Below are 25,859 nucleotides of genomic sequence, written 5' to 3' on the forward strand. Positions count from 1 at the left end.
CGCTTTTTCTAGCAGAAGCACTGGTGAATAGATTCGAGTCGGCGTTTCGGCGCGCCCCGAAGGCTGCCGTACCGTGTCGCGTCCCGGCTGGCCCGCCATGTTTGCCCATACTGAGCCGGTACTTCGTACTGCTTGGTTTCTCGTTACGGAGAGGCAGGGGTGATGGCACGCAATGGCGCGCGCGGGCTGGTGGACGGGGAGCTGACCGCATCGCTCATCCGGGCCCGCAGATTCTTCACCCGCGCCGACGTCGCCCCGGACCTGCGCAGCGAATACCTGCGCGGCGGCCGCCAGGCCGACGACTTCTACCGGGACCGCTGGTCGCACGACAAGGTGGTGCGCTCCACGCACGGGGTGAACTGCACCGGATCGTGCTCGTGGAAGGTGTTCGTCAAGGACGGCATCATCACCTGGGAGACCCAGGCCACCGACTATCCGAGCACCGGCCCCGACCGCCCGGAGTACGAACCGCGCGGCTGCCCGCGCGGCGCCGCGTTCTCCTGGTACACCTATTCGCCGACCCGGGTGCGCTACCCGTACATCCGCGCGGTGCTGTTGCAGATGTATCGAGAAGCCAAGGCGCGCACCAATGATCCGGTACTGGCGTGGGCATCGATCGTGGAGGATCCGGAGCAGGCGCGCAAATACAAGAGCCTGCGCGGGCGCGGCGGATTGGTGCGGGCCACCTGGGAGGAAGCGGTCGAGCTGATCGCCGCCGCGCACGTGCACACCATCAAAACCTACGGCCCGGATCGGGTGGCGGGCTTCTCTCCCATCCCGGCCATGTCCATGGCCTCGTTCGCGGCGGGTTCCCGCTTCATCTCGCTGCTCGGCGGCTGCATGCTCTCCTTCTACGACTTCTACGCCGACCTGCCGGTGGCCTCGCCACAGGTGTTCGGCGATCAGACCGACGTGCCGGAGTCCGGGGACTGGTGGGACGCGGGCTATCTGATCATGTGGGGTTCGAACGTGCCGGTCACCCGCACCCCCGACGCGCACTGGATGGCAGAGGCGCGCTACCGGGGGCAGAAGGTGGTGTCGATCGCCCCGGACTACGCCGACAATGTGAAATTCGCCGACGAATGGCTGGCCCCGCATCCGGGCACCGACGGCGCGCTGGCCCTGGCCATGGGGCATGTGATCCTGCGCGAATTCTTCGTGGAACGGCAGGTGCCGTACTTCCAGGACTACGTGCGCAAGTACAGCGATCTGCCGTTCCTGGTCCGATTGGACAAGGCGGAGAACGGATTCCGGCCCGGCAAGTTCCTCACCGCCGCCGATCTGCCCGAGCACGCGCACGAACCGAACGCCGATTTCAAGACGGTGCTGCTGGATCAGCACGGAAATCCGGTGGTGCCGGGCGGTTCCCTGGGCTTCCGGTTCGGGGAGGCGGACCCGGGCCGGTGGAATCTGGAGCTGGGCGATATCGAACCACTGCTCTCCGTCGACGGCCAGGGCGCGGTGGCGGTGTCGTTGCCGCGCTTCGACACTCGTGACGGTGCGGCCGCAGAGCTGAAGCGCGGCGTCCCGGCCCGCACCATCGGCGGCCATCTGGTGACCACGGTGTTCGATCTGCTGCTCGCCCAGTACGGGGTGGCGCGGCCGGGCATGCCGGGCGAATGGCCGCTCGGTTACGCCGATTCCAGCCAGCCCGGCACGCCCGCCTGGCAGGAGCTGATCACCGGCGTGCCCGCCGACAAGGCCGCCCGCATCGGCCGCGAATTCGCCGCCAATGCCGAGGAATCCGGCGGCCGGTCGATGATCCTGCTCGGCGCGGGCACCAATCACTGGTTCCACTCCGACACCATCTACCGCGCCTTCCTGGCCTTGACCACGCTGACCGGCTGTCAGGGCGTGAACGGCGGCGGCTGGGCGCATTACGTGGGCCAGGAGAAATGCCGTCCGGTGACCGGATGGGCGCAGGTGGCCAATGCGCTGGACTGGTCGCGCCCGCCGCGGCAGATGATCCAGACCGCCTACTGGTACCTGCACACCGACCAGTTCCGCTACGACCCGTTCACCGCCGACCAGCTCACCACCACCACCACCGGCACCGGCCGGTTCGCGGGCATGACCACCGCGGATGTGGTGGCGCAATCGGCGCGGATGGGCTGGATGCCGTCCTTCCCGACCTTCGATCGCAATCCCCTGGAGATCACCGAGGAGGCCCGCGCCCGCGATCTCGAACCGGCGGATTACGTGGTGTCCCAACTGAAGTCGGGCGAGTTGCGGTTCGCCTGCGAGGATCCCGACGAGCCGCGCAATTTCCCGCGCCTGCTCACCATCTGGCGGTCGAACCTGCTGGGCTCCTCGGCGAAGGGCGACGAGTACTTCCTCGAACACCTGCTGGGCGCGACCAATTCACTGCGCGCCGAGGAAGCCGAGCCGGGCCGCCGGCCGAAAGACGTGGTGTGGCACGCGAAAGCGCCGGTCGGCAAGCTGGATCTGCTGCTGACCCTGGACTTCCGCATGACCAGCACCACCGTCTTCTCCGATGTGGTGCTGCCCGCGGCGACCTGGTACGAGAAGCACGACCTGTCCTCCACCGATATGCACCCGTACGTGCACTCCTTCAGCCCGGCCATCGCCCCGCCGTGGCAGACCCGTACCGACTGGGATGCCTTCATGACCATCGGCAAGGAGTTCTCGAAGCTGGCGCGCGGGCATCTGGGGGTGCGCCGGGATCTGGTGGCGACGCCGCTGCTGCACGACACCCCCGACGAGATGGCGAATCCGCACGGGGTGGTCAGGGACTGGAAAGCCGGTGAGTGCGAACCGATTCCGGGCAAGACCATGCCCCGGCTCACGGTGGTGGAACGCGACTACACCGCTGTCTACGCCAAGATGAGCGCGCTGGGCCCGCTGCTGGACTCGCTGGGCGCGACCACCAAGGGCATCACCTACAACGTCGAGCGGGAGATCGACTATCTGGCCCGCAAGAACGGCGTGGTGCGCGGCGGCCCGGCGGACGGGCGGCCGTCGCTGGTCCGCGATATCGATGCCTGCGAGGCGATCCTGGCGCTGTCGGGAACCACCAACGGTCACCTGGCGACCCAGGGCTTCCGCACCTTGGAACAGCGCACCGGCACCCAGCTGGCGGATCTGGCGGCCGAGCACGAGGGCAAGCAGATCACCTTCGCCGACACCCAGATCGCGCCGGTGCCGGTGATCACCTCGCCGGAATGGTCCGGCTCGGAGACCGGCGGCCGGCGCTACTCCCCGTTCACGGTGAACGTGGAGCGGAACAAGCCCTGGCATACGCTGACCGGACGCCAGCACTTCTATCTCGACCACGATTGGATGGCCGAGGTCGGCGAGCAGCTGCCGATCTATCGCCCGCCGCTGAACATGACGGCGTTGTTCGCCGAACCGCCGCTGGGCGAGCACGGCGAGGCGGGCCTGACCCTGCGCTATCTCACCCCGCATTCGAAATGGTCCATCCACTCCGAATACCAGGACAACCTGTTCATGCTGAGCCTCTCGCGTGGTGGCCCGACCATCTGGATGTCCGACCTCGATGCCGCGAAACTCGGTGTCGCGGACAATGATTGGATCGAGGCCGTCAATCGCAACGGCGTGGTGGTGGCGCGCGCGGTGGTGTCCTCGCGCATGCCGCAGGGCACGGTGTACATGCATCACGCCCAGGACCGGCTCATCGACGTCCCGCTCTCGGAGACCTCGGGCAAACGCGGCGGCATCCACAATTCGCTGACCCGGCTGCTCATCAAGCCGACCCATCTGATCGGCGGCTACGCCCAATTGTCCTTCGCCTTCAACTATCTCGGCCCGACCGGTAATCAACGCGATGAAGTGACGGTCATCCGCCGTCGCGGCCAGGAGGTTCGGTACCGATGAAACCCATGGCGCAGCTGGCGATGGTGATGAACCTCGACAAATGCATCGGCTGTCACACCTGCTCGGTGACCTGCAAACAGACCTGGACCAATCGGGCCGGGGTCGAGTACGTGTGGTTCAACAATGTGGAAACCCGTCCGGGGCAAGGCTATCCGCGTACCTACGAGGATCAGCGGAAATGGCGCGGCGGCTGGACGCTCGATCGCAAGGGCCGGTTGCGGCTGCGCGGCGGCGGGCGGTTCAAGAAGCTGTTCACCATCTTCGACAATCCGCTGCTGCCCGAACTGTCGGACTATTACGAGCCCTGGACCTACGACTACGAAACGCTGACCACCGCGCCGGTGCAGCAGCACACCCCGGTGGCGCGGCCGAAATCGCTGATCACCGGCGAGGATACGAAGGTCACCTGGTCGGCCAACTGGGACGACGATCTGGCCGGTGCGCCCGAACTGGCCGCGCAGGATCCGATCGTCCGGAAGCTCGGCGACAAGGTGAAGTTCGAGTTCGAGCACACCTTCATGTTCTATCTGCCGCGCATCTGCGAGCACTGCCTGAATCCGGCCTGCGCCGCGGCCTGCCCGTCCGGTGCCATCTACAAGCGGTCCGAGGACGGGATCGTGCTGGTGGATCAGGACAAATGCCGCGGCTGGCGGATGTGCGTATCGGGCTGCCCGTACAAGAAGGTGTTCTTCAATCACCGCACCGGCAAGGCCGAGAAATGCACCTTCTGCTTCCCGCGCCTGGAGGTCGGACTGCCGACGGTGTGCGCGGAGACCTGCGTCGGGCGGCTGCGCTATATCGGCGTCATGCTCTACGACGCCGACACGGTGGCCGAGGTCGCCGCGACCCCGGACGAGCGGGATCTGTATGCGGCGCAACGGGATGCGTTCCTGGATCCGTTCGATCCGGAGGTGATCGCGGCCTGCGAGCGCGCCGGGATGCCGCGCGACTGGGTGCTGGCCGCCCAGCAGTCCCCGGTGTACGCGCTCATCCGCAAGTACCGGGTGGCGCTGCCGCTGCATCCGGAATACCGCACGGTGCCGATGGTCTGGTACATCCCGCCGCTGTCGCCGGTGGTGGACGCGCTGCGCGATACCGGGCACGACGCGGAGGATCACGGCAATCTCTTCGCCGCCATCGAGGCGCTGCGGATTCCGGTGGAGTATCTGGCGGAATTGTTCACCGCCGGTGACGTGGCGCCGGTCAACGACGTGCTGCGCCGGCTGGCCGCCATGCGCAGTTACATGCGCGATATCAATCTCGGCCGCGCCACCCGCCCCGAGATCCCCGCCCGGGTCGGTATGACCGAGGAGGAGATCTACGACATGTACCGGCTGCTGGCCATCGCCAAATACGAACAGCGCTATGTGATTCCGTCCGCGCACGAGGAACAGGCGCACGGGCTGGAAGAGCTCGCCACCGAGTGCAGCCTGGACTACGACGGCGGGCCCGGCATGAACGGCCCGTTCGGCGAGAGCTCCGGCGCGCCGACGCCGGTGGCGGTGGAGAACTTCCGCATGTTGCGGGACCGGCAGACGGCCGACGAACCGGTCCCGGTGCGCGGCAGCGGACGGGTGAACCTGCTCAACTGGGACGGGCGCGGCAATCCCGACGGGCTCATGCCGCGCAAAACCGGTGGCAGGCATCGCAAATGAAAGTGAACGAGGCCGACCGGGCGGCGGCATGGCAGGCGCAATCGCTGCTGCTCGGCTATCCCGACGAGGCGTTGCGGGCCATGCTGCCGATGCTGCGGCGGGTGGCGGACGCGCTGCCGGAGCCGATCGGCGCGCCCCTGCGACCGGTGGTCGAATACCTGGATTCCGGTGAATCGATCACGGTCACAACGGAATACGTCGACACCTTCGACCATCGCAAAAGGTTCAGCCCATACCTGACCTGGTTCCTGTACGGCGACACCCGCAAACGCGGCATGGCCCTGCTGCGGTTCAAACAGGTCTACAAGGCGGCCGGGCTGGCGCTCGACGACGGCGAGCTGTCCGATCACCTCGCCGTCGTGCTCGAATTCGCCGCTGCCCACCCGGTCCCCGGCCGCGAACTCCTCGAAGAGCATCGCGCCGGCATCGAAGTCATGCGAATGGCGCTGCGTGAGAACGATTCCCCTTGGACCGGCGTCCTCGACTCGGTCAGCGCCAGCTTGTCCCCACTGCGCGGCACCGACCGCGAGGCCGTCGCGAAGCTCATCGCCGCCGGCCCACAGGGCGAGGACGTCGGCCTGGAACCGTTCGCCCCGCCCACCTACATGCCCGAAATCAGCGGAGGACGTCGATGACATTGAGCGCCAGGGACTATCTGCTCTGGGTCGCCGTACCCTACGTGGCGCTGGCCGTCTGCGTCGTCGGCCTGATCTGGCGCTACCGCTACGACAAGTTCGGCTGGACCACCCGCTCCTCCCAGCTCTACGAGAACCGCCTGCTCCGTCTGGGCAGCCCGCTCTTCCACTACGGCATCGTCTTCGTCTTCTTCGGCCACGTCATCGGCCTGGTCATCCCTGAATCCTGGACCGAGAAGATCGGCATCAGCGAATCCGTCTACCACGCCGCCTCTTTCAGCCTCGGCGCGATCGCCGGAATAGCCACCGTCCTCGGCCTGCTCATCCTCATCTACCGCCGCCGCACCGTAGGCCCCGTCTTCTCCGCCACCACCCGCAACGACAAGATCATGTACGTCCTGCTCGGCCTCACCCTGGCCCTCGGCCTCGGCGCCACCCTTTACGGCAACCTCACCGGCCACCCCCACAACTACCGCGCGGACATCGCCCCCTGGTTCCGCTCCATCTTCTATTTCCAGCCCGAACCCGAACTCATGGCCGAAGCCCCCCTCGGCTTCCAACTGCACGCCCTGGCCGCCTGCGCCCTCTTCGCCTTCTGGCCCTTCAGCCGCCTGGTCCACGTCTTCTCCGCCCCCATCGGTTACCTGTCCCGCCCGTACGTGGTGTACCGCAGCCGGGATGCCAGGACGCTCGGCGCGACGCCGCCCCGGCGCGGGTGGGAGCGGGTCTAGTTCGACCCGAATAATGGTGTCATGTGGAAGCTTTCGTTTTCAGATAGCGTGGGGGTCCGCAAGCGACACTGGAGAGTTGGTAGATGCCGTTCGTCACGCGCGGGGGCGTGCAGGTCAGTTACAGCGATAGCGGGGGCGGGGAACGGGCGATAGTGCTGGGGCACTGCTTGTTCATGGATCAGGAGATGTTCGCGGCGCAGGTGGCGGAGCTGGCGCCGGAGTATCGGGTGATTACGATCGATTCGCGGGGGCACGGGGCCAGCCGGGATGACGGGGGGCCGTTCAGTTACTGGGATCTGGCGCGGGACGCCTGGGCGGTGGTGGACGAGCTGGGGCTGGAAAAGGTGGTGGTGGGCGGGGTTTCGCACGGGGCGTTCACGGCGCTGCGGATGGCGTTGCTGGCGCGGCCGCGGGTGGAGGGGGTGATCACGCTCAGTGCCACGGCGGTCGCCATGGACGCGCAGCGCCGGGTGGGCTACACCGAGGTGATCGATGCCTGGACGATCGGCACGCCGTTCGCGGCGACGGCGCGCATGGTGGCCTCGCTGATGATCGGCGGGACCGCGCAGGATCAGCAGCCGTGGCGGGACAAATGGCTGACCGGCGATCGGGAGCGGACGCGGATGGCGGCCGAATGCTCCATCAACCGGGATTCGGTGGTGGAGCTGCTGGGGGAGATCACCTGCCCGGCGCTGGTGATCCGCGGCGACAGCGATCATTCCGCGCGGCCCTTCGAAACCGACCAATTGGCGGCGGCATTCGGCGGGCCGGTCCAGACGCACACCATCATCGGGGCGGCCATGACGCCGAACCTCACCCATCCGGAACAGGTCAACGCGCTGCTGCGGAAGTTCCTGGCCGACCTACCCGGCTGAGGCGGGGCCGGTCAGGCCGATGAAGAGCTGGTGGGCGGGACCGGGCGCGGTGCCGCGGTAGCGCTGTACGCGCACCTCGGAAACCGTTGCGGTGCGCGGATCCCGGAGCGCGAAGTCCGGATCGGGTCGGCCCAGCCGGACGTGCCCGGCGGCCCACATGCGCCGGAAGTCGGGCTGGCGCTCCAGATCTCGCAGCACCGCTTCGGCCTCGTCGCGGCCGGACGCCATGGCGGCGTAGGAGCGGAACCGGCCGACCAGCAGGGTGGCCTCGCGTTCCCATTCCTCGACCACGATGCGGGCGCGCGGATCGGTGAACATCCAGCGCAGCACATGACTGCCCGGGGTCAGGCCGGGTAGCGCGTCGCCGAAAGCGTTGTTGTGGTCGATGATCCGCCAGCCGTTGTCCAGCGCCGCCGCCAGATGCGGTTGCAGCGCGTCCAAGGTGGCGCGAATGGCGCTGTCGGGCGCGCGCAAGGGCGGCACCGCCGCCGAAGGACGTTGCTGCGCCAGGTGATACAGGTGCACCCGGGCCGCGGTATCCAGCTCCAGCACGGTGGCGAGCGAATCCAGAATGGCGGCACTGGGATTGAGCGCCTCGCCCTGCTCGATCTTCGCGATATAGCCGAGGCTGGCGTGCGTGGCCTCGGCGAGTTCCTTGCGGGTCAGCCCGGCCGGATGGCGGCCGGTGGGCCGGGACCGGCGTTCACGAACGAACTCGGCCAGCGTCGGTGCGCGTAGCGCGGCACGGATATCGCCGCCAACAGTGCTGTCTACCAACGGATCTCCCTTCTCGCAAGATCATTCGCCAGGATAAGCATCGAGGGTGGTTCTGTCCGCCGGTTCGACACTTCCGAAGGTGTGCCGAATCTCGCACCACCACTGCCGGTGGTACCGCCGCGCCCGGCGTTCCGGGCGGTGGTACCGGGCAATAGGTGAGGTCATGACTGGGGCATCCGAGCGGTTGCCCTGTGCGACTTCGCATTCGATTCTTGCTGTGTGAATACGAAGTGGCCGGAACGCTCGGGATTGCATTCGCGCACCATTCGAATCGGTGACCGATCGTTTCCCTATTTCTTCGGGGCCGATTGCGTCGGTGAAATCGCCGACGGGCTGGCCGGGCTGGGCGCGGATCTGCTCGTGGTGGTGACCGACGATCAGGTCCGCGCGCTGTACTCCGGGGTGCTGGCGCGGCTGGGTGAGCGGACCCCGTCCGTGGTGCTCACCCATCCGGCCGGCGAATCCATGAAAACCCTGTCCTGCCTGGCGGAACACCTCGAAGCGGCGCTGGCGGCCGGTGCCACCCGGCGGTCGGTGGTGGTGTCCTTCGGCGGCGGCGTGCCGGGCAATCTCGCCGGCTTGATGGCCAGCCTGCTCTTCCGCGGCGTGCGACTGGTGCACGTGCCGACCACCACCATCGCCGCCATGGATTCGGTGCTGTCGCTGAAACAGGCGATAAACAGTCCGGTCGGCAAGAACGGTCTCGGCACCTATTACGCACCCGTCGCCGTGTATACCGATGTGCGTTTCTTCACCAGCCTGCCGATTCGCGAATTGCGTTCCGGGCTGTGCGAAATGGCCAAGAATTGCCTCGCCATTCGACCGGAATCGATCGAGGGCCTGCGCGCGGTCATCGCGGGCGGTGACCTGGGTGCGCCGCGGGCCCTGGAATGGCTCCTCGACGCCAGCATCGACGCCAAATCGGCGGTCACCGGGGACGACACCTTCGAGCGGCGGGCCGGGCTGGTACTGGAGTACGGGCACACCACCGGGCACGCCATCGAGCTGTGCGACCATCGGGCCCGGGGCGCGGACGGGCTGCCGCACGGGGTGGCCATCGCGCTGGGAATGCTGGTGGCGGCGCACATCTCGCAGGCTCGCGGGTGGCTGTCCGACGACGCGGTGCGCACGCACTACGAGATCGTGACCGGGCTGGGCGTACAGCCGGGCCTGCCGGACCGGGTGGGCGTGGACGACGTGCTGCGGGTGATCGCCGACGACAACAAGAAGGGCTACCTCGAGCCGCGCGCGGACAGTGTGCCGTTCGTGCTGCTGCGGGCGCTCGGGCGACCCGCCATGACGGGCGACCTGCCTTTGGTTCCGGTGTCCCACGGTGAGATTCGCGCCGCCCTGGACGTGCTCGCGCGGCGACCGGCCGCGCTCCCGGCGGCGGGGTAGCGATCATGCTGGCGATGGACGGCGGGAAGCCGGTGCGTACGGCGGCGTGGCCGCGCTGGCCGCAGCACGACGCGCGCACCGAAGCGGCGGTGCTCGCGGCCCTGCGGTCGGATCGCTGGTCGGTCAGCTGGTACAGCCCGCGCGGCGGGAAATCCCGGGAACGCTTGTTCGGCGCGGAATTCGCGCGCTACAACGGGGCCGCGTACGGGGTGAGCGTCGATCACGGTTCCAGCGCGCTGGTGATCACCCTGGAAGCGCTCGGCATCGGCCCCGGCGACGAGGTGATCGTCCCGGCGCTCACCTGGGTCGCGCCCGCCACCGCGGTGCTGCGGGTCGGCGCGGTGCCGGTGCTGGTGGACGTGGACGCCGAATCCGGCTGCGTCACCGGGGAATCCATTCGCGCGGCGGTGACTTCCCGGACCCGCGCGGTGATCGCCGTGCATCTGGCCTGCACCGCCGTCGATCTGGACGACGTGCTGGCCGCCACCTGCACCGAGGGCATCCCGCTCATCGAGGACTGCTCGCAGGCGCACGGCACCCGGTGGGCCGGGCGGATGGTCGGCACCTTCGGCAATGCCGGGGTGTTCAGCCTCGGCGCGGCCAAGACCCTCGCGGGCGGGGAAGGCGGCGCGGTGATCACCGACCGCAGGCAGCTGTATCAGCGGATGCTGTTGCTGCGCGCGGACTCTCGCGGCTACACCGAACACGATCCCGTGCCCGGTGAATACGAGCTGGTCGAACGCGGCGACATCATGGGCGCGAACTACTGCATGTCCGAACTGACCGCGGCGGTGCTGCTGGATCAGCTGCCCCGGCTCGACGCCCAGCACGAACACCGGGAACTGCGGGCCGCCGAACTCGAGGCCGGGCTGGCCGCCATCCCGGGGCTGGGCCCGATCCCGGTGCCCGCCCAGGTGGATCGCCGCGCCGTGTACGAGTACGGAATCCGGTTCCGGGCAGGGACTTTCGGTGCAGCCTCGATCGAGGCGGTGGCCGCCGCGCTGACCGCCGAACTGGGCGTGAAGGTCTATCCGCCCCGGGTTCCCCTGCACCGCAGCGAATTACTGCGCCCGCACACCAAGCCGCGCTTCGCCCGCTTCTGGAATCCCGCCGTCGAGCGGGCGGGCGGCCGCGCCTTCCCGGCGGCCGACCACTACCGCGACCACACCCTGCTGCTGCATCACAGCGTGCTGCTCGGGGCGCGCACCGAGGTCGAGGACATCCTCACCGCCCTGGAAAAGGTGCGCTTCCACGCCGATTCACTCACGACGAAAGGTGTTGGCGTATGACCACGGTGGATTTGATGGCCCGATGGCAGACCGTGTCCATGGACGGCTTGCACGTCCGGCGGGCGCGCGAAGACGACTGGGACGCCCTGCACGATGCCTACGACCGGGCCTTCGGCGGCATTCGCGCCAAGGACGTCGCGAGCTGGCGGCGGCAGTTCCGGCTCTCCGATATCGCTGTCGCCGAGGACGTCTCGGATCCGGACGCGCCGTTCCTGGTCGGCAGCCTGGCGGTGCTGCGCATGCGGATCACCGCGCCCGGCGGCGGGCAACTGCGCGCCGCGGTGTGCGCGCAGGGGCTGATCGCGCCGACGCATCAGAAGCGCGGCATCTATGCCCGGCTGCAAGCCGAAACCCTGTACATCGCCCAGGAATTCGATGCCGACGTGTTCGGCGGCGCACCCGGGCCGGGCGCGCACTACGGCTACGCGGGCCCGGCGGCGCACACCCGCTCCCTGCGCATCGACCGGCGGCGCGCGAAACTCCTGGCCGGAGCCGACGATTCGGGCTGGTGCCGGGAATCGCGCCCCGGCGCGGCCCGGCCGCTCATCCGGGAGATCTACGAACGCTGGCAGCGCGGCACGCCCGGGGCACTGGATCGCAGCGCGCATTTCTGGGCGGCGACCTTCGACGACGAATCCTTCGTCATCGTGCACCCGGACGGATACGTGCTCTACGACCTGATCGGCGACGTGGTGCGGGTGCGCGACTTCTGCGCCGTCACCCCCGCCGCCCATCGTGAACTGCTGCGCTGCCTGCTCGGGCACACCGAATACGCGGAAATCCAGCTCGAGACCGCGCTCGACGACCCGACCCCGCTGCTCTTCGAGGATCCACGCGTCACCGCCGTCACCGGGGTCGGGGCCGAACTGCGCATGTTCGTCCTCAACGCGCCCAAGGCCTTCGAACGCCGCGCCTACCGGGCCGACTTCCACGGCGTCATCGAGGTGACCGATCCCTACGGCATGGGTTCCGGGCTGTTCGAGTTCGACGTCAGCGCGGGGGAGGGCCGCTGGGAACCCGCCCCCGCGGGCACTCCGCCGGATGTGCGGGTCGGCCCGGTCGAGCTGGCCAGCGCCTACTTCGGCGCGCACACACCCCTCGAACTGTGGCGGGCCGGACGGATTCAGGAACTCACCGCCGGAGCCGTGACCGCGCTCGACAACGCGCTCATGCCCGACCGGCGGCCCGTCAATATCACCGCGGTCTGACCGGCCGCACCTTCGAAAGATCAGGAAAGACATGACCGAACTGCGTCCCGGGCGGCTCACCGCCGCCGCCAAACGATTCCTCGTCTGGGATTCCAACCCCGACGTCTTCGGAATCACCATTCCCTGTCCGGTGCCGGTGGCCATGACCGTGGACGATGCGCGGGCGATGGTCAACGCGATCATCGACAATCACGAATCCCTGCGCAGCCGCTACAGCTACGGGGAAGCCGCCGCCTGCCTGATCGAGGGCGCATCCGGCGGGGTGGTCGATCTCGAGCGGGTCGATGTACGGCAGGTCGATATCGAGGGCCTGGCACCGGACAAGCTGGTGGCGTTGATGGAAGAGGAAGGCGCGAAGAACAATCTGCGCCTGAACCCCGCCGCCGGCAAGATCGTGACCGCGGTGCTGTTCACCCGCTCCTACGACGTCAGCATTCTGCTGCTGACCGCGCATCACATCGCCATCGACGGCGTGGCCATGTGGGTGCTGTGGGACGACGTCGCCACCTACACCGCGCAATGGGCTGCGGGCGAACCGATTTCGCTGCAACCGGAAGCCACCACCGGCTCGGAATGGGCGACCTTCCTCGACGAGCTCGCCCCCAGCCGGGCGGGCGAACTCGGGTACTGGCTGGCCAGCACCGACAGCGAACCGAATCTTCCGGTGCGGGAAGCGACTCCGGCCGCCGCGCACGTCGACGGCGTGATCGACGGTGCGCTGGCGGAACGCCTGTTCACCGCGCTTCCCGCCGCCTTCGACGCCACCTACACCCGGATCCTGCTCGTCGCACTGGGATTGGCCATCGAGGACGTGACCGGGGTGGCGCGGCCCATCCAGGTGCAGAAGCACGGACGCTACAGCCGGCTGCGGCCCGGCACCGACCTGGCCCGCACCGTGGCCTGGCTCTCCGACGACTACCCCTGGCTGGTGCGGCCTTTCGACGGCGATCTCGCGGCGCGGCTACGGGACTCCATCGCCGGATACCCCGAGCATCCGGAGGACTTCACGCTGCTGTGCTGGCATCATCCCGACAGCTGGCCGGAGTTCGTGAAATTCAACTTCCCCAAGTTCTACTTCAACTTCCTCGGTGATCTGGGCGTGTGGATTCCGGACGCGCACTCACGGGAACAGGCGCGGCTCACCATGTTCGACCTGAGCATGTTCCTCGGCGCGAGCAAACCGGAAGGCACCGACCAGGTGCACTATTCGGTGCATTCGCCCGAGGGGGCGCTGGGCGCGGTGCGGGTGGACGCCATCGTGACGCGCTGGCGAGAGATTCTCGAGACGGTGGAGCTGTCTTGAGCAGATTGATCATCGCCGCCATCGGCAGCCGCGGCGATATCGCGCCGCTGCTCGGACTGGGTGCGGCATTGCGCGACGCCGGGCACGAGGCGGTGATGGCCGCGCACGACATGTTCGCCGAGCTGATCACCGGCACCGGGCTCGAATTCCGGCCCATGGCAACGAATCTCGACTTCGATATGACCAGCGCCGACATCACCGACAAACGCAAGATGGAATGGACCTTCGGATCGCCCGCCGGGGTCCGGGCCATGGGGGAGGGGATGATCGCGGCGCTGCGCGACGAACCCGCCGACGCGCTGCTGCTGGGCCAGCTCACCGAACTCGCGGGCTTCCAGCTGGCCGAGGCCAAGGGGATCCCGGCCATCGGCCTGCGATTCCAGCCCATGTCCGCGACCAGCGCGCACCCGCCCAGCGCCCTGGGACCGCGCTCGTTCGGGCCGCTCGGGAACCGCCTCGCCGCCGATCTCGGGGGCTGGGTGCTCGACAAGTTCTACGCCGGGCCGGTCGCGGCGTTCCGGAAGGAACTCGGGCTGCCCGCGGCCTCCGCCCGGGAACTGCGGCGCCGGCGCACCGCCGCGCAATGGCTGATCCTGCACGGTTTCTCGACCTCGGTGCTGCCCCGGCCCGCCGACTGGCGGCCGGGGCTGGAAGTGACCGGCTACTGGTGGCCGCCGCAACCCCTCGCCTGGGAGCCGCCCGCCGAACTCCTCGACTTCCTGGCCGCCGGGCCGCCGCCGGTCTTCATCGGCTTCGGCAGCGTGGTCGACAGCGCCACCCGCAGCGCCGAGATCTCGGACGTGGTGGGGCAGGCGCTGCGCCGGTCCGGGGTGCGCGGCATCGTCCAATCCGGTTGGCTGCAACTGGATGTCAGCGGCGACGACATCCTCACCATCGGCGAGGTGCCGCACGACTGGCTGTTCCCGCGCGCGGCGGCCGTGGTGCACCACTGCGGCGCGGGCACCACCGCGGCCGGACTGCGCGCCGGAGTGCCCGCCATCGGCGTCCCGGTGTACTCCGATCAGCCGTTCTGGGCGCAGCGGCTGCTCGACCTCGGGGTCAGCGCCGCCACCATCCCGCATCCGAAACTGTCGGCGGGACGGCTGGCCTCGGCGCTGCAACGGGTGACCACCGACGAGACCCTGCGCCGCAACGCCACCCGGCTCGCCGCCGCCATCGCCACGGAAGACGGTGCGGGACAGGCGGTCAAGGCCATCGAAGCACGCCTGAGCGGAGAACTCGGATGAGTAGATTCATCATCGCACCCATCGGCACCCGCGGGGACTTCGCGCCATTGCTGGATGTCGCACTGCGCCTGCGGGATTCGGGCCACGAGGTGGTGATGGCGGCGCACTGCATCTACAAGGAGATGGTCCTGGACGCGGGACTCGACCTGCGGGTCATGGGCGCCGACCTGGAGATCGATCCGGCCGATCCCAACTTCCTGCACCACGAGAAGGCCAAGACCCTGGCCCGGCCGAGCGGGCAGCGGTTCCTCAACGAGACCGTCATCGAGGCGCTCATCGACGAACCCGCGGACGCCCTGCTCATCACGCCCATGTCCGAGGCGGCGGGACACGCACTGGCCGAGGCCAAGGGGATTCCGGCGATCGGCATGCGACTGGCCCCGACCTCGGCGACCGCCGAGTTCCAGCCGGCGCTGTGCGGTGGCGCGCGTTCGCTCGGCGGCTGGGGCAATCGGCGGATCGCCGAGGTCGGAGCGGGGCTCTACGACTTCATCTTCCGCAATATCATCGCCGATCTGCGCCGCGATCTGGGGCTGCCGAAGGTGCCGGTGCGGGAGCTACGGCGGCGGCGAGACGCGGCGGATTGGCTTATCCTGCACGGTTATTCGCCCGCCGTGTCACCGCGCCCGCACGACTGGCGGCGCAATGAGCTGGTGACCGGCTACTGGTGGCCGCCCCGGCCCGCCGACTGGGAGCCGCCCGCCGACCTGGTGGATTTCCTGGCCGCCGGGCCGCCGCCGGTGTTCATCGGATTCGGCAGCACCACCGCACGTTCCGGCAAGAAGGAGGAGATGTCGGCCATCGTCAACGCGGCGCTGCGGCGCTTCGGCGGGCGGGCGGTGGTGCAATCCGGGTGGCTGGAACTCGATATCGCCGGAGACGACGTGCTCAATATCGGCACCGTGCCCTACGACTGGCTGTTCCCGCGCATCTCGGCGGCCATCCATCACGCGGGGGCTGGCACTGCGTCGGCGAGTCTGCGCGCGGGGATTCCAGCGGCCGGGGTGCCGGGGCAGGCGGATCAGGGGTTCTGGGCGCAGCGGCTGATCGATCACGGGGTGAGCCCGGGCACCATTTCGCTGCGCAAGATGACGACCGATCACCTGGTCGGCACGCTGCGGGCGCTCACCGAGGACGAGTCCTACCGGGCCAATGCGGCACGGCTCGGGGCGGCCATCGCGCAGGAGGACGGTGCGGGAGCCGCGGTCAAGGCCATCGAAGCCCATATGGCCGCGCTCGGCAGGGGCTAGCCCATGCGACTGATCATGATCGCCGTCGGCACCCACGGGGATGTCGCACCGCTGGTCGGGCTCGGGGTCGGCTTGCAGGCGGCGGGGCACGACGTCGCCTTCGCCGCGCACCCGCTCTTCGAGAGCCTGGTCACCGGATGCGGGCTCGAATACCTGTACATGGCTTCGGGTTTCGAGTTCGACCCGGACAATCCGATACTGCACGAAACCGCGTCGCAGGACTTCGCGTACACGCTGCGGGTGCTCAGCAAGGGCGTGATCGAAGCGGTCCGCGATCAGCCCGCCGACGCCCTGCTGACCGGTATGGCGGTGGAGCTCGCGAGCTACTCGCTCGCCGAATTCAAGGGCATACCGGTCATCGGGTTGCGGTTCTTTCCCACCGGCGATTTCGGGAACGGGCCGATGCATCCCGGAGCCGCCGAGGCCGGGCACGCGGTGCGGCGTGAACTGGGACTGCCCGAGATCTCCACCCGGGAACTCGAGGAACGGTTCCGGGAGTCCGAAAAGTTCGTGCTGCACGGCTTTTCGACGCACGTCATGCAATTGCCGCCGGAATGGCCGCCGGACCGGATGGTTGCGGGCTACTGGTGGACGCCGCGCCCGCTGGGCTGGGAGCCGTCCGCCGAACTGGTGGATTTCCTGGCGGCCGGGCCGCCGCCGGTCTTCATCGGATTCGGCAGCACCACCGACGGGGCCGATCAGCGCGAGGACCTGTCGGCCGTGGTCGCCGAGGCATTGCGGCTGGCAGGCGTGCGCGGCATCGTCCAATCGGGCTGGCTGAAGCTGGATGTCGAGATTGCCGATGTGCTGACCGTCGACAGCGTGCCGCACGACTGGCTGTTCCCGCGCATGGCCGCCGTGGTCCACCACTGCGGTGCGGGCACCACCGCGGCCGGTCTGCGCGCGGGCGTACCGGCCGTCGCCGTACCCGGCGGCGTCGATCAGCCGTACTGGGCGCAGCGGCTGCTCGACCTCGGGGTCAGTCCCAGGACGATCCCGTTGCGGGAGCTGACCGCCGACGCGCTCGCCGACGCGCTGCGCGCCGCCGTCACCGATCCGGCCTTGCGCGCCAATGCCGCTCGGCTGGGCGCGCTCATCGACGCCGAGGACGGTATCGGCGCGTCGGTGCGAGCCATCGAAGCCTATTTGCGGTGAACTGCCCGGGCAGGGGCGTGAACGGCCGGTCGCTGGATTGTCAGCGGCCGGCCTGCGCGTGGATCCCGTTCGCCACGACCTCGTCGCTGCGCGCGGACGGATGGAACGGAATCGCGCCCGGATCGCGCGGATCCTGATAGTCGTTGATCCACGACTGCTCCGAGCACAGCCCGTGGCCCGCGGTCGCCGCCCGGGCATCGAAGAACTCCACGCCCAGCAGCCGCGCCGCCGCCCGCTGCGCCTGATCGAGCCGATTCACCGAATCGATGGCCGCCTGCCCGCGCGGCTGCACGAACCGCAGCACGCCGAAAGCGCTGAAGCACACCGCATCCTGTCCGGCGCGGAACAGTTCCGGATAGCCGACCAGCACGATGCGGGCGTTCGGCGCGTAGTACTTCACGTACGTGATCACGTTCCGCAGCCGCTCGGCATACCGCTCCGGGGTGATGTCGCTGGAATCCATGCTGCGGCTCGGCACCGCGGCATCCGCCCCGCACCCGCGGACCAGATCCAGCACGCACTGCTGCAGCGCGTACCACAGCGTCGCCTCGTTGCCGCCCCAGCGATCGTTGAGCCCGAACTGCAAGGCCACCACCTTGGTTCGCGGCCCGAACGCCCCCTTCTCGTCGGCCTGCTTGGCCTCCCACGCGGCGGTATGGCTCGGCGGGGTGTCGAGCGCGGCCCCCGGGCACGACATATCCAGATAGTCGGCGCTGTCCGCGACCCCCATCAGGCGGCTCAGCCGGGTCGGCCAGGAAGTCTCCCCGTGCCGGCATTCCACCGCCTGCGAATCCACCACCCATTGGTTGGCGCTGAACGAATCCCCCAGCACCACAAGCGCTTTGCCTGCGGCTGGCGCGGCCGTCACCGGCCCGGCCCCGATCGTGGACGCCACGACCGCCAACGCCACCGCGATCCAAGACCTCATGGCACAACCGCCCAACAAACTGAAACGAAACGCTTTCATCTGGCCCGTGAGTCTAAGCACCACGGTCCCGCTCGCGGGCGACTCCGGCCGCATTCACCGTCCCCCAATTCCTCCACCCCCGGATTCGGGGGCGCGGCCGCGAGCGGGCGGCGTCACCGGAACCCACGGTGACGCCGCCGTCCCTCAGTCGATGGTCGCGGCGGTGAAGCGTTCGCGCACGAACGTCCCGCGCTCCACGGCGTCGATGATGGCGGCCGCGTAATCGCCGGTGCTGATCCGGCTTTCACCCGCCGCATCGGTGAGCGGAGTGTCCCGGGCCTCGGCCCGATAGCCGCCGGTCTTCGCGCCCGGAATCAGATGCACCGGCGGCGGGCTGGCATAGGACCAGTCGACCACCCCGTCGGCGGCACGCAGCAGGCGCAGCGCCTCGGACTGGTCGAGGGCGGTCTCCAGGTATTGCGCCGGGAAATGCGGGGATTCGACGAACGGCGTCCCGTCCTCGGACAGCAGGCTGCCGCCGCCACCGAGGAACACCAGCCGCCGCACGCCCGCCGCCGGCAGCGCTTCCAGCAGAGCCTTCGCCGCGCGGGGCACCAGATGATCGGGCCCCTTCACCGCGACCACGACCGCGTCGTGCCCGCGCACCGCCTTCTCGACCGAAACGGCATCGGTGACATCCACATCCGTACTGTCCAGCGCGGTCACCGCATGGCCGCGAGAGCGCGCCTCGGCCACCACCAGACTGCCGAGATTGCCGGACGCACCGATCACCGCGAGCTTCATCGAGCCGACCCTTTCCATGAATCCGGCGATCAGCGGCGCGATCTCCGGCAGCTTCTCTTCCAGCGCGAAATGGCCCGTCTCGAACAGGTGCAGTTCGGCGGCGGGCAGATCCCGCAGGTACGCCCGCGCCCCGGCCTCCGGGAAGAAGGCGTCGTTGCGGCCCCACAGGATCAGCGTGGGCGGCTGCTGCTCCCGCAGCCAGGCCTGCCACTCCGGATAGCGAGCGACGTTCGAGCGGTAGTCCAAGGCCAGCGCCAGCTGTGCCTCCTTACGGCCTGGCAGCTCGAGGAAATGCTGGTCCAAGGTCCAGCCGTCCGGCGAGATCGAGCCGGGATCGGTTGTCCCGCCTTCGTATTGACTCCGGGTGACCGGCAGCGTGAACAGGTCGCCGAGCGCTTCGGCCGGCTCCCCGATGGTCTCCCGCGCCAGCTCCGACAGCCCTTTCGCGTAGGCGTTGGCGTTCTGCACGATCAGCCCCGCGATCGCTTCCGGCCGCCGCGCCGCCAGCCGCAACCCCACCGGCCCACCGAAATCGAAGGCGTACAACACGAACCGCCGCAGCCCGAGCGCCGTCACGAAGCCTTCGACGACCTCGGCCAGCCGATCGAAGGAGTACTCGAAATCGGCAGGCGCCTCGGTGTGCCCGAATCCCGGATAGTCGGGCGCGATCAACCGGAATCGGGTGCCCAGTGCATCCATCAACCGCCTGAACTGGTGTGAAGCGCTCGGAAAGCCGTGCAGTAACAACAGCGGCAACCCATCCGCGGGCCCCGCCTCCCGGTAAAAGACCCGTACCTCGCCGACCGTGGCGAATCCGTGGGTGATCCGGGGAATCTCCATGCCCATATCTCTCCGATAGCCGTCCCCGGAGCCGATTGCTCGCGGGTGACGATCGTCTGACCGCGCGGCCGGGCGGAACCTGACACTCGATTCGGGTGACGTCCGCCACGCCGATATGGCGCTCGCGGGTGGTCCGGTGCGCCGAAATGGCGCGCGCGGGATCGGTGTGGGCTCGGACATACTGATACCGCTACCTTCGGGCTATCCGGAGGGTCTTCGAATCGGCGGCTGAGGAGTTCGCATGGTGGCCATTGCTCGTGATGTCGTGATCGTGGGCGCGGGGCCGTCCGGTCTGACCGCCGCAGTGGAATTGCGGAAGGCCGGTCTGACGGTGGCCGTGCTGGAGGCCCGGGATCGGGTCGGCGGTCGTACCTGGACCGGCGACATCGACGGCGCCATGATCGAGATCGGCGGGCAGTGGCTCTCGCCCCATCACACCGCGGCGCTGGAACTGGTGGATGAGCTGGGGCTGAAGACCTTCTCGCGCTACCGCGAGGGCGAGTCCGTGTACCTGGCCGCCGACGGCACCCGGCAGCAGTTCATCGGCGACGTGTTCCCCGCGCCCGCCGAGACCGCCGCCGAGATCGACCGCTTGCTGGCATTGCTGGACGAACTGGCGGCCGAGGTCGGCGCCGAGACGCCGTGGGCGCATCCGCGCGCGGCGGAACTGGATTCGGTGCCGTTCAGCAGCTGGCTGGAGCGCCACTCGGACAACGAATACGCGCGCGAGACCGTGTCCTTCTTCGTCGCCGGGGCGATGCTGACCAAACCCGCGCACACCTTCTCCGCGCTGCAGGCCCTGCACATGGCCGCCGCCCAAGGCTCCTACACCGCGCTGGCCACCGACACCTTCATGCTCGACAAGCGGGTGGTCGGCGGCATGCAGCAGGTCTCGCAGCGACTGGCCGCGTCACTGGGCGCGGACGTGCATCTCGAATCGCCGGTGCGCCGGGTGCGCTGGTCCGAGGACGGCGTGACCGTCTTCGCCGACGGCGATCTCGAAGTGCGCGCGGACCGCCTGGTGCTCGCGGTGCCGCCGAACCTGTACTCCGCCATCAGTTTCGATCCGCCGCTGCCGCGCCGCCGGCACCAGATGTACCAGCACATGTCGTTCGGATTCGTGGTCAAGGTGCACGCGGTCTACCCGACCCCGTTCTGGCGGGAAAAAGGCCTGTCCGGCACCGGCTTCAGCGACACCGACATGGTCTCCGAGGTCTACGACAACACCAATCACGGCGCGGGCAACGGCGCCATGGTCGGCTTCATCGCCCACGAACAGGCCGACGCCTACTTCGCCATGGACCCCGCCGAACGCCGCCGCACCGCCCTCGACTGCCTGGTCCGCTACCTCGGCCCCGAAGCCGCCGACCCGATCGTCTTCTACGAATCCGACTGGGGCGCCGAGGAATGGACCCGCGGCGCCTACGGCGTCAGCTTCGACCTCGGCGGCCTGACCCGCTACGGCCACGACCACCGCGACCCGGTCGGCCCCATGCACTTCGCCTGCTCGGACCTGGCCGGCCACGGATTCCAGCACGTCGACGGCGCCGTCCGCATGGGCCGCTCGGCCGCCGCCGCCATCGTGGCGCAACGCGCCCCGGCCTAGCCGAGTGCCCCGCGGCGTCGTAGCACCGGACAGCGCGGCCGGGAATGCGCACGGCGCCAAGTGGGTTGCCCACAGGGCGTGCACGCCCGCGCGTCGGCGCGTACTGCGGGGAGATACCCCAAGGTTGCGCAGGTCAACGATGGGATAGGCTTTATCGGTCATGAAGTCGGCTTTCCCGGGTCCGGTCGGTGCCCAGACGGTCTACCTCGATCACGCGGCCACTACACCCATGTTCCCGGTCGCCATCGAGGTGATGTGCGCTGCGCTGGGGCAGGTGGGCAATGCGTCGTCGCTGCACGGGTCGGGGCGCGCCGCGCGGCGGTGCCTCGAGGAATCGCGGGAGTCGATCGCGGCGGGGCTGGGGGCGCGGCCCTCGGAAGTGATCTTCACCAGCGGCGGGACCGAGAGCGACAATCTCGCCGTCAAGGGGATCTTCTGGGCGCGGCGGGACGCCGACCCGAAGCGGAACCGGATCCTGGTGAGCGCGGTCGAGCATCACGCGGTGCTGGACACCGTGGAATGGCTGGAACAGCACGAAGGCGCGCAGGTGACGTGGCTGGAGGTGGACGCCGACGGCGTCGTCTCGCCGCGCACGCTGCGCGACGCCCTGGCCGCGCACGCCGAGGACACCGCGCTGGTCAGCATCATGTGGGCCAACAACGAGGTGGGCACCATCCAGCCGATCGCCGAATTGGCGGCGGTGGCACAGGAATTCGACGTGCCCATGCACAGCGACGCGGTGCAGGCCGCCGCCCAGCTGCCCATCGACTTCGGGCGCAGCGGGCTGGCCGCCGCGAGCTTCGCGGGGCACAAGGTCGGCGGCCCACACGGCGTCGGGGTGCTGCTGCTGGGCCGGCAGGTCGGCGTGGTGCCGTTGCTGCACGGCGGCGGGCACGAACGCGACCTGCGGTCGGGGACCTCGGACGTACCGGGCGCGGCCGGACTGGCCGCTGCCATTCGCGAGACCGTCGCCGGGCTGCCCGCGCGCACCGTGGAACTCGAGCGGCTGCGCGATCGGCTGATCGCCGGAGTCCAGGACCTGTTCCCGGACGCGGTGCTCAACGGCGCGACCGGCGACCGGCGGCTGGCGGGCAACGCCCACTTCACCTTCCCGGGTTGCGAAGGCGATTCGCTGCTCATGCTGCTGGACGCCGCCGGGATCGAATGCTCGACCGGATCCGCCTGCAATGCCGGTGTCGCCGGACCCTCCCATGTGCTGCTGGCCATGGGCGTGGAACCGGCGCTGGCGCGCGGATCCTTGCGATTCTCATTGGGACACAATTCGACCGACGCCGATATCGATGCCCTGCTGGCCGCGTTGCCGCAGGTGGTGGAGCGGGCGAAGGCGGCCGGACTGGCCGGAGCGAAGGGAGGCTTCTAGATGCGAGTACTTGCCGCGATGAGTGGTGGTGTGGATTCCGCGGTGGCGGCCGCCCGCGCCGTGGACGCCGGACACGAGGTGGTCGGCGTGCACCTGGCGCTGTCGGCGTCCCCGGGCACGCTGCGCACCGGATCGCGCGGATGCTGCTCCAAGGAGGACGCCGGCGACGCCCGCCGCGCCGCCGATGTGCTCGGAATCCCGTTCTACGTCTGGGATTTCGCGGACCGCTTCAAGGAAGACGTGATCGACGATTTCGTCGCCGCCTACGCCGCGGGGGAGACCCCGAACCCGTGCCTGCGCTGCAACGAGAAGATCAAGTTCTCGGCGCTGGCGGATCGCGCGGTGGCGCTCGGCTTCGACGCCGTGGTCACCGGCCATTACGCGCGCCTCGAGGACGGCGTGCTGCGCCGCGCGGTGGACGCCGACAAGGACCAGTCCTATGTGCTGGCGGTGCTGACCGCGGATCAGCTGTCCCGGGCCATGTTCCCGGTCGGCGACACCCCCAAGCCGCAGATCCGCGCCGAAGCCGCCGAGCGCGGGCTGGCCGTGGCCGACAAGCCCGACAGCCACGACATCTGCTTCATCCCCTCCGGTGACACCCGCGCCTTCCTGGGCGCCAAGATCGGCATCCGCCCGGGCGCGGTCGTCGACGCCGACGGCACCAAGCTGGGCGATCACGATGGCGTGCACGGTTTCACCATCGGCCAGCGCAAGGGCCTGGGCCTGCCCGGTCCGGCCGCCGACGGCAAGCCGCGCTACGTCACCGGCATCGATCCCGAATCCGGCACGGTCAGCGTCGGTTCGGTGCAGGACCTCGAGGTCTGGACCGTGCTCGCCGACCGCGCCATCTGGACTTCGGGTCAGACCCCCGACGGCCCGATCGAATGCATCGTGCAGGTCCGCGCGCACGGCGGCACCGCGCCCGCCGTCGCCGAACCGGTGGACGGCGGCCTGGTGGTGCACCTGCGCGAACCGCTCACCGGCGTCGCCAAGGGCCAGGCCGTGGTGCTCTACCGCCCCGACACGGCCGGCGACGAAGTGCTCGGCAGCGGCACCATCTCCGGCACCGGCCGCGAACCGCACACGCGGGCAAGCGAACTGGTCGCGGATAACGCCCGGTGAGCGCCGAACGCTGCCTGCGATCGGCGACCACCGAACCTCGGCCGCCGCGCGCGGGTAACTTGGGAGCCGTGGATGTGCGGCGATTCGTCGCACCGGGGATGCGGGTAGCCCTCGCGTCCCGTCTGGTGCGGGCAGCGGATTCTGGTATGGGAGCACGAATTCGACGACGGCCGGTCCGGCCGAAACGCCGGATACTGCCCGGAACCGTCACCGATCCGGGAGTGAGCTGCCGGGAAGCGGCCGAACAGGCCCGGGCGCGGCGGAATCCGGAATGGCAGGACCCTCCGCTCGAACAATGGAATCAGCTGCCGAGCGCATCGGATGAACAGCCGTCGCGGGAACAGCACGGCGAAACGGGGACGCACGAGTGAGCAGTGGCGTGGTTGATCACGACGAACGGACCACGCCCGGCCTGCGCGGCGGCATCGCGACCGGTGTCGGCTCCTGGCCCGGCACCGACCCCCGCGAAGCCGCGGCGACCGTGGTCGGCGAACTCGGCGACCTCCCGCACCTGGTGGAACTGCCGGCCCGCGGCGTCGGCGCGGACATGATCGGCCGCGTCTCGGGCCTCCTGGTCGATATGCGGTTCGACAGCACCACCCGCGGCTACCGGCTGGCCCCGCGCCCCGGCGCCGTGGCCCGCCGGGCCCGCGATCTCCTGCGCACCGACCTCGACGCCCTCGAAGAAGCCTGGGAGACAGCCGGTCTCACCAATACCGGCCGCACCGTCAAACTCCAGGTGAGCGGACCTCTCACCCTGGCCGCCGAAGTGGAACTCCCGCACGGCCACCGCGTCCTCACCGACGCCGGCGCCCTGCGCGACCTTTCCGAATCCCTCGCCGAGGGCCTGGCGAACCACGCCGCCGAGGTCGCCAAACGCCTGGCCGCCGACGTCCTGATCCAGCTCGACGAACCCCTGCTGAACGCGGTCCTCGAGGGTTCCCTGCGCGGCCCCAGCGTCATGAACACCGTGCGCGCCCTGCCGGAACCCGAAGCCCTGCACGTCCTGGACACGCTCATCGGCCATCAGGACCACCCGGTGCTGATCCACTCCTGCGCCGAACCCCCACCCCTGGACGTGTTGCGCAAAACCCGTGCCGCCGCAATCGGTTTCGACCTGGCCACCATCGCCACCAAGCACCTGGACGCGGTAGGCGAAGCCCTCGAAGCCGGTAAATACCTGGCCCTGGGCCTGGTCCCCACCACGGCCCCGGCCAAGCCCCCGACGTGGAAGGAAATCGCCGAACCCGGCGTCCGGCTGATGGACCGCCTCGGCTTCCCCCGCCGCCGCCTCGCCGACCAGATCCTGGTCACCCCAGCCTGCGGCCTTTCCGGCGCTTCGCTGTCCTGGGCCCGCACGGCCCTGGCCCTGACCGCCGAAACCGCGCACGCCTACGCCGACGAGCCCGAAGCCCTGAACTTCGACTGACTACCGCGGATCGCGCGGCGGCTTCGAACCGAAGTACGGGCGGGCGCCCGGATGGTCCAGCTGCCAGTTGTCGGGTTTGCCCGCGGGGTAGACGACCGGGATCTGATCGCCCGTCGACGGCCACTGGCCGGTGTCCCAGGCGAAGCGCCCGTAGACCTCGTGGGCGAAAACCGTCGGGCCGGAGATGCTGCCGCTGAGGGTCACGTACTGTTCGCCGGGGACGTCGGGACGAGGGCTGACGCCGGTGACGTGCAGGATGCCGGATTCGGCGTTCGTGACCGGGCCGCCGCCTTTGCGGGCGCGGAAGTAGTAGGCGAGGGTCGCGGCGAGCGCGCCACCGATCAGCAGTAGGAACACGAACTGCATCAGCATGAGCACCATGCTAGGCGCAG

At 69.2% G+C, this 25,859-nt stretch carries 20 protein-coding genes; 16 read left to right on the forward strand and 4 right to left on the reverse strand.

Translation table 11 applies throughout. From position 1 onward, the window contains the following. The first annotated feature begins 162 nt into the window (after positions 1 to 162). The 5 genes from NY1_RS11545 (at position 163) to NY1_RS11565 (ending at position 7,751) form a co-directional block, all read left to right on the forward strand. On the forward strand, positions 163 to 3,855 hold the full coding sequence (locus NY1_RS11545; protein WP_067711041.1) for a nitrate reductase subunit alpha: 3,693 nt from the start codon (positions 163 to 165) through the stop codon (positions 3,853 to 3,855). Then, a complete protein-coding gene (gene narH, locus NY1_RS11550) occupies positions 3,852 to 5,510 on the forward strand; it encodes a nitrate reductase subunit beta (RefSeq protein ID WP_067711043.1) in 1,659 nt (552 codons plus the stop codon). The genes NY1_RS11545 and narH overlap by 4 nt, the downstream gene beginning before the upstream one ends. Continuing rightward, positions 5,507 to 6,145: a nitrate reductase molybdenum cofactor assembly chaperone gene (gene narJ / locus NY1_RS11555; RefSeq protein ID WP_067711045.1), complete on the forward strand. Its 639-nt coding sequence runs from the start codon at positions 5,507 to 5,509 to the stop codon at positions 6,143 to 6,145. The genes narH and narJ overlap by 4 nt, the downstream gene beginning before the upstream one ends. After that, positions 6,142 to 6,876 carry a respiratory nitrate reductase subunit gamma gene (narI, locus tag NY1_RS11560; RefSeq protein ID WP_067711046.1) on the forward strand — a complete coding sequence of 245 codons (735 nt, stop codon included), beginning with the start codon at positions 6,142 to 6,144 and terminating at the stop codon, positions 6,874 to 6,876. Before narJ ends, narI begins: the two co-directional genes overlap by 4 nt. An 83-nt stretch (positions 6,877 to 6,959) precedes the next feature. Then, entirely contained in the window at positions 6,960 to 7,751 is a 792-nt protein-coding gene (locus NY1_RS11565; protein ID WP_067711047.1) for an alpha/beta fold hydrolase, read from the forward strand. Here the strand turns inward: NY1_RS11565 and NY1_RS11570 are convergent. Beyond that, positions 7,740 to 8,528, reverse strand: a complete 789-nt coding sequence (locus tag NY1_RS11570; protein ID WP_067711051.1) for a helix-turn-helix transcriptional regulator — start codon at positions 8,526 to 8,528, stop codon at positions 7,740 to 7,742. The two genes, NY1_RS11565 and NY1_RS11570, sit on opposite strands and share 12 nt — an antisense overlap. Before the next feature lie 219 nt (positions 8,529 to 8,747). Between NY1_RS11570 and NY1_RS11575 the strand changes: the two genes are divergently transcribed. The 7 genes from NY1_RS11575 to NY1_RS11605 are packed head-to-tail and all read left to right on the forward strand — an operon-like array spanning position 8,748 to position 17,378. Then, on the forward strand, positions 8,748 to 9,926 hold the full coding sequence (locus NY1_RS11575; protein ID WP_067711053.1) for a 2-deoxy-scyllo-inosose synthase: 1,179 nt from the start codon (positions 8,748 to 8,750) through the stop codon (positions 9,924 to 9,926). A gap of 5 nt (positions 9,927 to 9,931) precedes the next feature. Beyond that, positions 9,932 to 11,215, forward strand: a complete 1,284-nt coding sequence (locus NY1_RS11580) for a DegT/DnrJ/EryC1/StrS family aminotransferase (RefSeq protein ID WP_067711055.1) — start codon at positions 9,932 to 9,934, stop codon at positions 11,213 to 11,215. Beyond that, positions 11,212 to 12,423 carry a GNAT family N-acetyltransferase gene (locus NY1_RS11585; RefSeq protein ID WP_067711057.1) on the forward strand — a complete coding sequence of 404 codons (1,212 nt, stop codon included), beginning with the start codon at positions 11,212 to 11,214 and terminating at the stop codon, positions 12,421 to 12,423. The genes NY1_RS11580 and NY1_RS11585 overlap by 4 nt, the downstream gene beginning before the upstream one ends. Positions 12,424 to 12,454: 31 nt before the next feature. Next, positions 12,455 to 13,726 (forward strand): condensation domain-containing protein, encoded by a 1,272-nt coding sequence (locus NY1_RS11590; protein WP_067711059.1) that lies wholly within the window; start codon positions 12,455 to 12,457, stop codon positions 13,724 to 13,726. After that, positions 13,723 to 14,973, forward strand: a complete 1,251-nt coding sequence (locus NY1_RS11595) for a glycosyltransferase (RefSeq protein ID WP_067711061.1) — start codon at positions 13,723 to 13,725, stop codon at positions 14,971 to 14,973. The genes NY1_RS11590 and NY1_RS11595 overlap by 4 nt, the downstream gene beginning before the upstream one ends. Beyond that, positions 14,970 to 16,223: a glycosyltransferase gene (locus NY1_RS11600; protein WP_067711063.1), complete on the forward strand. Its 1,254-nt coding sequence runs from the start codon at positions 14,970 to 14,972 to the stop codon at positions 16,221 to 16,223. Before NY1_RS11595 ends, NY1_RS11600 begins: the two co-directional genes overlap by 4 nt. A gap of 3 nt (positions 16,224 to 16,226) precedes the next feature. Further along, positions 16,227 to 17,378 (forward strand): glycosyltransferase, encoded by a 1,152-nt coding sequence (locus tag NY1_RS11605; protein ID WP_067711064.1) that lies wholly within the window; start codon positions 16,227 to 16,229, stop codon positions 17,376 to 17,378. A 40-nt stretch (positions 17,379 to 17,418) separates the two neighbouring features. On the opposite strand, the gene NY1_RS11610 is transcribed toward NY1_RS11605, so the two are convergent. Together NY1_RS11610 and NY1_RS41905 are read right to left on the reverse strand one after the other, a co-directional pair. Further along, positions 17,419 to 18,306 (reverse strand): SGNH/GDSL hydrolase family protein, encoded by an 888-nt coding sequence (locus NY1_RS11610; RefSeq protein ID WP_169815336.1) that lies wholly within the window; start codon positions 18,304 to 18,306, stop codon positions 17,419 to 17,421. Between the two features lie 183 nt (positions 18,307 to 18,489). After that, positions 18,490 to 20,109, reverse strand: coding sequence for an alpha/beta fold hydrolase (locus NY1_RS41905; protein ID WP_369690432.1), 1,620 nt, complete (start codon positions 20,107 to 20,109; stop codon positions 18,490 to 18,492). Between the two features lie 61 nt (positions 20,110 to 20,170). Here NY1_RS41905 and NY1_RS11620 point away from each other — a divergent pair, with 61 nt between their 5' ends. The 4 genes from NY1_RS11620 to NY1_RS11635 all read left to right on the forward strand — a co-directional run bounded on the left by NY1_RS11620 (position 20,171) and on the right by NY1_RS11635 (position 25,467). Further along, positions 20,171 to 21,535: a flavin monoamine oxidase family protein gene (locus tag NY1_RS11620; protein ID WP_067711066.1), complete on the forward strand. Its 1,365-nt coding sequence runs from the start codon at positions 20,171 to 20,173 to the stop codon at positions 21,533 to 21,535. 160 nt (positions 21,536 to 21,695) lie between these two features. Next, positions 21,696 to 22,916: a cysteine desulfurase family protein gene (locus NY1_RS11625; RefSeq protein ID WP_067711068.1), complete on the forward strand. Its 1,221-nt coding sequence runs from the start codon at positions 21,696 to 21,698 to the stop codon at positions 22,914 to 22,916. Then, complete coding sequence (mnmA, locus tag NY1_RS11630; RefSeq protein WP_067711070.1) at positions 22,917 to 24,038, forward strand: tRNA 2-thiouridine(34) synthase MnmA; 1,122 nt, start codon at positions 22,917 to 22,919, stop codon at positions 24,036 to 24,038. 379 nt (positions 24,039 to 24,417) lie between these two features. Further along, the gene (locus NY1_RS11635) at positions 24,418 to 25,467 is read left to right on the forward strand and encodes a methionine synthase (RefSeq protein ID WP_233434288.1); all 1,050 of its coding nucleotides are present in this window, start codon (positions 24,418 to 24,420) and stop codon (positions 25,465 to 25,467) included. On the opposite strand, the gene NY1_RS11640 is transcribed toward NY1_RS11635, so the two are convergent. Continuing rightward, positions 25,468 to 25,839: a hypothetical protein gene (locus NY1_RS11640; RefSeq protein ID WP_174567175.1), complete on the reverse strand. Its 372-nt coding sequence runs from the start codon at positions 25,837 to 25,839 to the stop codon at positions 25,468 to 25,470. Positions 25,840 to 25,859 lie beyond the last annotated feature (20 nt).

The sequence above is a fragment of the Nocardia yamanashiensis NBRC 100130 genome, from assembly GCF_001613325.1.
In the GTDB taxonomy this organism is placed as follows: domain Bacteria; phylum Actinomycetota; class Actinomycetes; order Mycobacteriales; family Mycobacteriaceae; genus Nocardia; species Nocardia yamanashiensis.